Raw genomic sequence first — 10,448 nt, forward strand, 5'->3', positions numbered from 1 at the left:
TATTCCGTTTCGTGCGCACGCTCCTCGCCGGACTCACACTTTTCCTCGCCCTTCCCGTCGCCGCCGCCCAGGCGCGCGTGGTGGTCGTCGCGACCAACACGCCGAACGCCGTCCTGCTGGACACCCGCAGCAACACCGTCACCGGGACCGTCGCCATGCCCGGCCGCACCCGCGCCGTCGCGGCGGCACCCGACGGCGGCCGCGCGTTCGTCGCGGCGGGCGTGACGATCTCGGTGATCGACCTCAACTCGCGCCTCGGCGCGGGCAGCGTGCTGATGAGCGGCTCGCCGGTCGCGCTCGCCGTCTCACCCGACGGCGGGACGGTCTACGCCGCACGCAAGGGCCGGATCGAGACGATGGACGTCGCGACCATGCAGCGGTCGGGGGAGCGCCCGCTGTCGGGCGTGCCGATCGAGCTGGTGGTGACGGCGACGCGCGCGGTCGAGGTGCAGGCCGGCGGCGCGGTCGCGGTGCTCGACCTCACCACGGGACGGTTGGTGCGGCGCGTGAAGATCGCGGGCGCCGCGGGCGTGAGCCTGGACTCCAAGGGCCACGCGTGGGTGTCGGCGACGACGCCGCGCAAGGGCAAGCGCAAGGCCGCGAGCCGGCTCATCCGGATCGATCCGGCCAACGGCGGGATCTCCGGCTCGGTCGCGCTCGGCACCGACGGCGGCGGCGGGCTCGGAATCTCGCCGGACGCCACGAAGGCCATCGTCGCCCCCGGGGCGAAACTCAAGGGCGTCCACCGCAAGGCCGCGCTCGTCGACCTCGCCCACGAGCGCGTCCTCGCCCGCCCGCCCACCGGCGGCGGCCCCGGCCATGCGGCGTGGTCGCCCGACGGCACCCGCCTCTACGTCACCGACTCGACCCGCAAGACGCTCTCGATCCTGTCCGCCGCGACCGCCAACCGCCTGCGCACGCTGACGATCGCCGGCACGCCCGGCCAGGTCGTCGAGCAGCCCGGCCTGGCGTTGCTGGTCGGCACCGACCTCGACGACACGCTCAACGGCACCCGCGGCGCCGACCACCTGATCGGCCTCGCCGGCAACGACCTCCTGCGCGGCCTGCGCGGCGACGACTGGCTGGAGGGCGGCCCGGGCAACGACACGCTCTCCGGCTCGAGCGGCAACGACCTGATCGACGCCGGCGACGGCGACGACATCGGCTACGGCTCGACCGGCAACGACCGGATGGCGATGGGCGACGGCAACGACACCGCCAACGGCGGGCTGAGCAACGACGTGATCGACGGCGGGCCGGGCAACGACAAGCTCGACGGCGGCGACGCCGACGACACGATCTACGGCGGCGAGGGCGACGACGTCATCAAGGAGGCCGGCCTCGGCAACGACATCCTGCTCGACGGCGGGCCGGGCAACGACCTGATCGACGGCGGGCGCGGCAACGAGAAGCTCGTGCTCGGCGGGCCCGGCGACGACCAGCTCTACGGCCAGAACGGCGGCGACAAGCTCGACGGCCAGGACGGCAACGACACGATCGTCGGCGGCCGCGCGGGCGACGTGCTGCTCGGCCACGACGGCGACGACACGATCCGCGGCGACGCGGGCCGGGACACGATGTACGGCCACGAGGGCGACGACATCATGGACGGCGGCGGCGACGACGACCGCGTCTCGGGCGGCGACGGCGACGACCAGCTGACCGGCGGCTCGGGCGAGGACGAGGTGTTCGGCGGCGACGGCGACGACCAGATCCGCGTCGCCGACACGAGCCGCGACTTCGTCTTCTGCGGCCGCGGCAAGGACACGGTCTACGTGGAGGACGACGCCCCGGACCGCGACCAGCTCGACTCCTGCGAGACCGTGCTCAAGATCCCGCCGGAGGCGTCCACCGACGAGCCGCCGCCCTCGGTGGTGCGCGGCGGGTTCGGCAACGACAACCTGATGGGGACCCCTGGCCCGGACTCGGTCTTCGGCTCCGACGGCGACGACACGCTCTACGGCGGCGACGGCGACGACTACGTCGACGGCGAGGACGGCAACGACAACGTCGCGGGCGGCAACGGCAACGACCAGGTCTACGGCCGCAAGGGCGACGACCAGGTCTACGGCAACGACGGCGACGACCAGATCGAGGGCGGCTTCGGCAACGACTACGTCGACGGCGGCAACGGCAACGACACGATCTCGGGCACCCAGGGCGAAGACCGCGTTTCCGGAGGCCCGGGCGACGACCGCATCGACGCCGTCGACGGCTCGATCGACCGCATCGACTGCGGCGACGGCTACGACGTCGTCTCGGTCGACCCGAACGACGTGCTCGTCAACGACTCCTGCGAGTCAGTCCGCCGTTAGAAGAAGCGGAAGCGGACCAGTGCGCCGACGGCGCCGAAGCCGTCGCGCCATGTGATCTTCTTGCCTTCGGCGTAGGAGCGGCCGTAGTAGGAGATCGGCACCTCGTAGAGGCGGATGCCCGGGCCGAGGCGCAGCACCTTGGCCGTCAGCTCGGGCTCGATGCGGAAGTCGTCGGAGATCAGCGTCAGCCCGCGCACGAGGTCGCCGCGGAAGGCCTTGTAGCCGACCTCCATGTCGGAGATCGTCGTGTTGTAGAGGACGTTGGAGAGCAACGTCAGGAAGCGGTTGCCGGCGTAGTGCCAGAAGAGATGGGCGCGCTGCGGGTGGGCGCCACCACGCAGGCGGGTGCCGAAGACGGCGTCGGCCTTGCCGCTCAGCAGCGGGTCGATCAGCGCGGGGATGTCCGACGGCGAGTACTCCAGGTCGGCGTCCTGGATCAGCAGGATGTCGCCCGTGGACTCGGTGATCCCGCGGCGCACCGCGGCGCCCTTGCCGCGGTTCTGGGGCTGGGTCAGGATCTTGACCGCGCCGTGGCGCTCGGCGAGCCGCACGAGCTCCAGCGGCGACTCGTCGGTGGAGCCGTCGTCGACCAGCAGGACCTCGAGCCGGAGGTCGAGCGCGAGCAATTCGTCGACGACCTGGCCCACGGTCGCAGCCTCGTTGAAGACGGGCACGACGACGCTCACCAGCGGCCGCCCCGCGCCGTTGGTGGCGTCAGGCATGGCGCGCCATGCTAGCCACCCGCGGTTCGGACCACGTCCCAGTGGTGGCAGCGATCATCGCGCTCGACCAGGTAGCGGTCGTCCTCCGGGTAGTAGCGCGCGACCTCATAGTCATCCCCGGCGAACGCCCGCACGGCGTCGTAGGAGTCCCACAGGGAGAACGTGATGAACTCGGTCAGCTCGCCGATCTCGCGGGTGAGCATCCAGGCGCCGCGGTTGCCGGGGGTGTGGGCGTAGTGCTGCATCCCGGTCTCGTCGATGTAGGCCGCGTAGGCCTCCGCGTCGGCGCTACGCACCGCACCGCGCCAGGAGCGGGCGATCATGCCGCCGCCCGGACGACGTCGGCGTTGGCGGACCAGCCGCCCTCGAACGCCTCGACCGACCCGTCGGCGACGAGCACGATCCGATCGGCGATGCGATCCAGGAAGTAGCGGTCGTGAGACACGGCGATGACCGTGCCGTCATAGCGTTCCAAGGCGTCCTCCAGGGCTTCGATCGAGTCGATGTCGAGGTGGTTGGTGGGCTCGTCGAGGACGAGGCAGTTCGGCGCGTCCTGCATCAGGCACAGGAACGCGAGCCGCGTGCGCTCGCCGCCGCTGAGCGTGCCGACCGGGCGCCGGCACTGTTCGTAGTCGAACAGGAAGGCCATCAGGAGCCGGACGGCCGCGTCCTCGGCGAGCGAGCGCCCCGCGCGCAGGGCGTCGAGCACCGTCGCGTCGTCGCGCAGGGACCCGGCGGCCTGGGAGAGGTAGCCGAGCGTGATGCCGTCACCCGCCCAGCGCGTGCCGGCCACGGGCTCGAGCTCCTCGGTGAAGATCCGCAACAGCGTCGTCTTGCCGCCGCCGTTGGGGCCGACGACGCCGACGCGCTCGCCGCGGGCGACGACGAGCTCGACGTCGAGCAGGACGGGATCGTCGCCATAGCCGACGTCGACGCCGTCGAGCGCCAGCACGCGCTGCCCGCCGCGCGAGGAGCTGCGCAGCGCCAGCGCCATCTTGCGCCGCTCGAACACCGGCCGGTCGACCTTCTCCATGCGGTCGATCTGCATCTGCTTGACGCGCGCCTGACGGGCCGCGCGCTCGTTGACGCGGATGTGCGCCCAGTGGCGGAAGCGGCGCACCGCGTCCTCGAGGCGCGCGATCTCCTTCTGCTGCGTGACGTACTGCTGGCGCTGGATCTCGAGCTCGAGCTGGCGGGCGACGACGTAGGCGCTGTAGTTGCCCGGCCACATCCGGATCACGCCCTTGTCGAGCTCGGCGATCTGCGAGACCGTCGCATCGAGCAGGTGGCGGTCGTGGGAGATCATCAGCACCGCGCCGTCGAACTCGTCCAGCAGCGCGCCGAGGCGCTCGCGGCGGGACATGTCGAGGTGAGCCTCGGGCTCGTCGAGCAGGAGCACGTCGGGACGGCGCGCGAGGCAGGCGGCGAGCGCCACGAGCTTGCGCTGCCCGCCGGAGAGCTCGCGGGTGGGCGTCTGGAGCTTGTCGCCGTCGATCCCGAGCGCGCGCAGGTGCCCGAGCGCCTCGCCCTCCGCCCGGTCGCCGCCCGCCTGCGTCCAGCGCTCCAGCAGCCGCTCGTGGTTGCCCAGCGCGCGGGTCATCTTGTCGAGGTCGGAGGCGAGCTGCGGGTCGGCCAGGCGCTGCTCGGCCGCCTGCAGGTCGGCCTCGAGCATCGCCAGCTCGGGGCGCGCCGCGCGGACGGTCTGGAGCGGGTCACGGGCGTCGCCGTCGACGATCTGCGGGAGGTGCGCGAGGACGAGGCCGCGCCGGCGGGTGACGTTGCCGGCGTCCGGCTCGTCGAACCCCGCGAGGATCCGCATCATGGTCGACTTCCCGCCGCCGTTAGGGCCGAGGATGCCGATCCGCGAGCCCGCCTCGACGTCGAGATCGGCCCCGCGCAGGATCGATCGGCCGCCGAAGGACTTGGTCAGCCCACGGGCGGCGAACTGCGGAACAGACGGCATATCCGCTAGCGTCGCGACTCGCCGTGCGGGCGGCAATCGAGCCAGCCGCACCGCGATCCACCAGATGGCACCAGCGATTCACATCGGCCCAGAGGCTCCGGAGCACCTCGTTCGCGCGGTGCAGGAGGGCGGCGGCGAGCTCGTGGAGCTCGACGCGGCCGAGGCCGTGGTGTGGGTCGGCGATCCCGACGCGCTCCCCGAGCTCCCCGCATCCGTGAAGTGGGTGCAGCTGCAATCGGCGGGGATCGAGCCGTGGGTCGAGCGGATCCGCGCCACGCCGGGCGTGAAGTTCACGACCGCCGCGGGCGCCTACGCCGGGCAGGTCGCCGAGCTCGCGCTCGGACTGCTGATCGCCGGCATCCGCAACTTCAACCAATACGCGCGTGCCTGGTCGTGGGACCCGCAGGACAGCGGCACGCTCTCGGGCTCGACGGTCGCGGTGATCGGCGCGGGCGGGATCGGCCGCGAGCTGATCAAGCGGCTGGAGCCGCACGACGTGAAGATCCTCGCCGTCACCCGCTCAGGGCGCGACGGGACGATCCCCGTCGAGCGGATCGGCGAGATCTGGGGCCAGGCGGACCATTTCGTCGTCTGCGCGCCCGCCACCGAGGACACCAGGCACCTGATCGGCGCGCCGGAGCTGTGGGTGATGAAGCCGCACACCTGGATCGTCAACATCGCCCGCGGTTCGCTGATCGACACCGAGGCGCTCGTCCAGGCGCTCGCGAGCCGGATCATCGGCGGCGCGGCGCTCGACGTCACCGATCCCGAGCCGCTGCCCAACGGCCACCCGCTGTGGGCCTCACCGCATGCGCTGATCACGCCGCACGTCGCCAACCCGCCGTCGACGATGGCGCGCGACCTGGCGAGGCGGGTGCAGGAGAACGTGCGCCGCTACGCCGCGGGCGAGGAACTGTTGGCGCCCGTGAACCTCACCCAGGGATACTGAGGCGGAGGGGTTCGTGTGCTCGTAGCGAACGCCACGAGCATGCTCAAGGAGTTCCGCGCCTTCATCCTCCGCGGCAATGTGGTCGACCTTGCCGTGGCCGTCGTCATCGGTGCCGCGTTCACCGCCGTCGTCAACTCGTTCGTCAAGGGCCTCGTCACGCCGCTGATCGCGGCGATCGGCGGCCAGCCGAACTTCGCCGCCCTGAAGTTCACGATCAATGACTCCGTGTTCCTGTACGGGGCGTTCTTCAACGCCGTGCTGTCGTTCCTGATCGTGGGCGCAGTGATCTTCTTCTTCGTCGTCAAGCCGCTCAACATGCTGGCGGCGCGGCGCAAGCAGGAGTCGCCGGAACCGGCTGCGCCCACGGAGGACGTGCGCGTGCTGATCGAGATCAGGGATCTGCTGCAGAACCGTCCCTTGTAGCCATACTGAGGAACGTGCCTTCCGACGCCGCCACGATCGAGGAACTCCTCCAGCCGCTGCGGGACGACCCGAAGCACTCCGCGGTCCTCCTCGACGTGGACGGCGTGCTCGCGCCGATCGTCGCCCAGCCCGACGACGCCCACATGCCGGAGACCACCCGCCGGCCGCTGATCGAGGTCGCCAAGCGCTACGGGACCGTCGCGTGCGTGTCCGGCCGACGGGCGTCGGATGCGCGGCGGATCGTCTCGCTCGGGACGATCGCGTACCTCGGCTCACACGGCTCCGAGGTGCTCCTCCCCGGCTCGATCGCCCCCGTCCTGGACGGCGAGCTGATGGCGTGGACGCAGCGGGTGCAGGCCTTCGCCCACGACGCCTTCGGCGAGAAGCTGCGGCGGCTGCGGGTGCGCCTGGAGGACAAGGAGGCGATCGCGGCGCTGCACTGGCGCGGCGTCCCGGACGAGGACGACGCGCTGGCGGCGATCGAGGACGTCGCCGAGGCCGCCGAGAAGGCCGGCTTCGTCACCCACTGGGGCCGCAAGGTGCTCGAGATCCGCCCGCCGGTGCGCATCGACAAGGGCGCCGGCCTCGTCGGGCTGCTGGGAGAGACCGACCTCGCCGCCGCCGTGTACGTGGGTGACGACGTCACCGACCTCGACGCCTTCCGCGGGCTCTCCGAGCTCCAGGAGCGCGGCCGGCTCGGCTACGCGGTGCGCGTCGGCGTGCGCTCGGACGAGACGCCGGTGGCGCTGGAAGAGGAAGCCGACACGCTCGTGGACGGGCCCGAGGGCGTGCGCGGACTACTGCGCGCCCTGCTGCTTTGAAGTTCGGCGACTTCCTGAAAGCCACGGTGCTGCTGAGCGCGGCGTCCGCGACGCTGCTCGCGGCGCTGACCGTGATCGGCCTCCAGAACACGTTGAGCGACACCGCGATCTACGTCTGCTTCGGCTGGTGGATCATCGCGACGCTGATCGGCTCACGCATGGGCTCGCGCACCGAGACGACGCACGCGATCGCCAACCTCCTGGCGGGCGCCAAGCACCAGCACTCGCTGCCCGAGCTCGCACCCGCGCGGACGATCCTGAACCGGCTCTGGCCGCTGTTGATCGTGACCGTCGGCTCGGGCGTGCTGTCGGTGTTCCTGCCGCAGATCGGCGGGATCGCGGCCGGGTTCGCGATCATCTGGGCGCTCGCCTGGCGGCGCCAGGAGGCGGCGGTGGCGGCCATCGAAGAGCGCGACGGCGTGCGCTTCTACGTCGACCAGACCTCGCCGCTGCGCGCGATCCGGCTGATCCGCACGCCGGGCTTCAGCGGCGACTTCCTGCACTCGCCCGCCTAGCGGGAATACGCCCTGGTTCCTGGCCGTCTTGGATGGTCATGGAGTTGTTGGGGCGCGATCCGCAGCTGGCCGCGGCCACGCGCGCGATCGGAGAGGTACGCCGCGGTTCGGGCCGGGTGCTCGGGCTGCTGGGCGAGGCGGGGCTCGGCAAGAGCGCCATGCTCGCCGAGATCGGTGAGCGCGCACGCGCCGCCGGGCTGCGGGTCGTCGCGGGACGCGGCGCCGAGCACGAGCGTGACGTTCCGTTCGGGGTGATGTGCGACGCGCTCGGCGAGCTGGCGGGCGCGCCGGGCGACGTGCCGGTGGCGGAACGCTTCCGCCGCCACCGCGCCGTGGCGGCCGGGCTCGAACGGCTGGCGCCCGTGGCGCTGCTGCTCGACGACCTGCACTGGGCCGACGAGGCGTCGCTCGAGCTCGTGCTGCACCTCCTGCGCCGGCCGGTGCCTGTGCCCGCGCTGTTGGTGCTCGCGACGCGTCCGGTCGGCCCGGCGGGCCGGCTGCTGGACGCGGCCCGTAGCGCGCGCGGCTGGGAGCAGCTCGAGCTCGCTCCGCTCGGCCGCGCCGACGCGCACGCGATCGTGGCCGGAGTGGCCGACGCCGCCGTCCGCGAGCGGGTCGTGCGCGAAGGCCGCGGCAACCCGCTGTTCCTCCGCGAGCTCGCCCGCGTGGCCGACCGCGCCGACGGCGCGCTGCCCGCGTCGCTGGTGGCCGCGATCGGCCTCGAGGTCGCTGCGCTGAGCTCGGTGCCGCGAGCGCTGATCGACGGCGCGGCCGTCACCGGCGACCCGTTCGACCCGGAGCTCGCCGCGGCCGCCGCGGGCCTGGAGGTTGACGTCGCGCTGCACGCGCTCGACGACCTCGTCGCCGCCGACCTGGTTCGCCCGGCGGCGGGCGGCGAGGACGAACCGGCGCCGCTGGGACTGACCGAGGTGGTCGAGCCGCGCGGCTGCCCGAAGGCCGCCGCGGCGCGCGAGGCCGCGCTCGCGAGGGCGGCCGGGCGAGATGCGGCGCGGCCGCAGAGCTCCGTGGCGGGTGCGCGCGACGTCACGCGGCCGCTCGGCTCCGCGGCGGCTGCGCGCGACGCGACGCGGCCGCTCGGCTCCGCGATGGGTGCGCGCGACGCGACGCGATCGCAGGGCTCCGCGACGGGTCCGCGCGATGCGACGCGATCGGGAGGCTCTCCGTCGGCGGCCCGCGAGGCGGCGCTCGCGGCCCAGCCGGGCGGCCTCGCCGTGGACGCGACAGGCCAGCGGGGCCTCTCTCTTCCCCCGCGCGAAGCCGGACGCGCGTTCGTCTTCCGCCACCCCCTCGTGCGCCGCGCGGTGTACGACGGCGTCGCGCCCGCGTGGCGTCTGGGCGCGCACGAGCGGGTCGCGGCGGCGCTCGAGCAGCGCGGCGCCGGGCCCGCGGCGCGGGCCTTCCACGTGGTGCGTTCGGCGCACGTCGGTGACCCGGAGGCGATCGCGGTCCTCTCCGCGGCGGCGGAGACCGCCGGAGAGAGCTCGCCCGCCGCCGCCGCGCACTGGTTCGCCGCGGCGCTGCGGCTGGTGCCGCACAGCGATCGCGACGCTCGCGCCGACCTGCTCGCCCGCGAGGCGACGGCGCTCGTCGGCGCCGGCCGCCTCGGTGACGCGCGCTCCGCGCTGCTGGAAGCCTTCTCGCTGACGCCGAGGGTCGAGTTCGTGATCGGCATCGCCCGCGTCGAGAGCCACCTCGGCCTCCACGCCGACGCGCGGCGCCGGCTGCTGGCCGCCCGCGCCGACGCGCCTCCGGAGCGCCGCGCCATCCTCGCGGTCGAGCTCGCCGGCGGCTCCTTCTACGAGGGCCGCGTCACCGAGCTGCGGCAGTGGGCCGATCTCGCGGTCGAGGCCACCCAGGACGACCCGCTGCTCCTGACCGGCGCGGAGGCCCTGGCCGCGCTCGGCGCGCTGTGGGACGGCGATCCCGTCGCGGCGGCGCCGCTGCTGGACTCCGCCACCGCGCGGCTGGACGCCATCGCCGACGCCGGGCTCGGGATGTGCCTCGTGATCGCCTTCTTCGTCGCGACGGCGCAGCTGCTCTCCGAACGCTTCGAGGAGGCGGCCTCGACCACCGCCCGAGCGCTCAAGCTCGTGCGCGAGACCGGCCAGGCCGCGCCGCTGGTGACGCTCCTCGGCGTGCGCACGATGGCGCTGCTGCAGTTGCTCGAGCTCGACGCCGCGGCCATCGAGGCCGAAGCGACGGAGGACGCCGCGCGCCTGCAGGGCGAGCCGCACCTCGTGCACTTCGCGCTCTGGATCCGCGCGCTCGTCCACGACGCGCGCGGCGAGGCGTCCGACGCCGACCGCGCCGTCTACGAGGGAAATCGCCTTACCGCGCTGGTCGAGCCGAGCAAGCTCACCCGCACCGCCGCGTGTGACTTCGCCGCGCTCGACGAGGACCCGCAGCGCGCGCTGGACGGCATGCTCGCCGCGGCCGGCCACTTCGTCGAGGAGGCCGACCCGACGTGGCAGCCGCGGCTGCTGCTGCGCGTCGTGCGCGCCGCGATCGCGGTCGGGGAGCTCGACGAGGCCGAGCGCTGGGCCCAGCGGGCCGCGACGTGCGCGGACCGGATGAAGCTGCCCGCGGGCGTCGTGCGCGCGGCGACCGCGTGCGCCGAGGTGCTGCTGGCACGCGGCGAGGCGGCGGGCGCCGCCGCGGTGGCCGAGGAGGCGGTGGCGCTCGGCGAGCGCGGCGGCGCGCCGCTGGACGTCCTCGAGGC

Annotated in this window: 9 protein-coding genes; 6 read left to right on the forward strand and 3 right to left on the reverse strand. The window is 73.4% G+C overall.

The window, feature by feature from the left end; genetic code table 11:
• The first annotated feature begins 11 nt into the window (after positions 1-11).
• Complete coding sequence (locus OM076_RS36605; protein ID WP_270045127.1) at positions 12-2,315, forward strand: hypothetical protein; 2,304 nt, start codon at positions 12-14, stop codon at positions 2,313-2,315.
• Here the strand turns inward: OM076_RS36605 and OM076_RS36610 are convergent.
• The 3 genes from OM076_RS36610 to abc-f are packed head-to-tail and all read right to left on the reverse strand — an operon-like array spanning position 2,312 to position 5,000.
• Positions 2,312-3,037, reverse strand: a complete 726-nt coding sequence (locus OM076_RS36610; protein ID WP_270045128.1) for a glycosyltransferase family 2 protein — start codon at positions 3,035-3,037, stop codon at positions 2,312-2,314. The genes OM076_RS36605 and OM076_RS36610 overlap by 4 nt on opposite strands.
• An 11-nt stretch (positions 3,038-3,048) precedes the next feature.
• A complete protein-coding gene (locus OM076_RS36615; protein ID WP_270045129.1) occupies positions 3,049-3,360 on the reverse strand; it encodes a hypothetical protein in 312 nt (103 codons plus the stop codon).
• Positions 3,357-5,000, reverse strand: coding sequence for a ribosomal protection-like ABC-F family protein (abc-f, locus tag OM076_RS36620; protein WP_270045130.1), 1,644 nt, complete (start codon positions 4,998-5,000; stop codon positions 3,357-3,359). The genes OM076_RS36615 and abc-f overlap by 4 nt, the downstream gene beginning before the upstream one ends.
• A 64-nt stretch (positions 5,001-5,064) precedes the next feature.
• Here abc-f and OM076_RS36625 point away from each other — a divergent pair, with 64 nt between their 5' ends.
• From OM076_RS36625 to OM076_RS36645, 5 genes are all read left to right on the forward strand, one after another.
• Positions 5,065-5,949 carry a D-isomer specific 2-hydroxyacid dehydrogenase family protein gene (locus tag OM076_RS36625; protein WP_270045131.1) on the forward strand — a complete coding sequence of 295 codons (885 nt, stop codon included), beginning with the start codon at positions 5,065-5,067 and terminating at the stop codon, positions 5,947-5,949.
• Positions 5,950-5,964: 15 nt separating this feature from the next.
• Positions 5,965-6,372 (forward strand): large conductance mechanosensitive channel protein MscL, encoded by a 408-nt coding sequence (gene mscL, locus OM076_RS36630; RefSeq protein WP_270045132.1) that lies wholly within the window; start codon positions 5,965-5,967, stop codon positions 6,370-6,372.
• A 14-nt stretch (positions 6,373-6,386) separates the two neighbouring features.
• A complete protein-coding gene (gene otsB / locus OM076_RS36635; RefSeq protein ID WP_270045133.1) occupies positions 6,387-7,193 on the forward strand; it encodes a trehalose-phosphatase in 807 nt (268 codons plus the stop codon).
• The gene (locus OM076_RS36640) at positions 7,190-7,708 is read left to right on the forward strand and encodes a hypothetical protein (RefSeq protein WP_270045134.1); all 519 of its coding nucleotides are present in this window, start codon (positions 7,190-7,192) and stop codon (positions 7,706-7,708) included. The genes otsB and OM076_RS36640 overlap by 4 nt, the downstream gene beginning before the upstream one ends.
• Positions 7,709-7,746: 38 nt before the next feature.
• Positions 7,747-10,448: AAA family ATPase (locus OM076_RS36645; protein WP_270045135.1), on the forward strand; the 2,702-nt coding region annotated here is incomplete at its 3' end.

The organism is Solirubrobacter ginsenosidimutans (genome assembly GCF_027587205.1).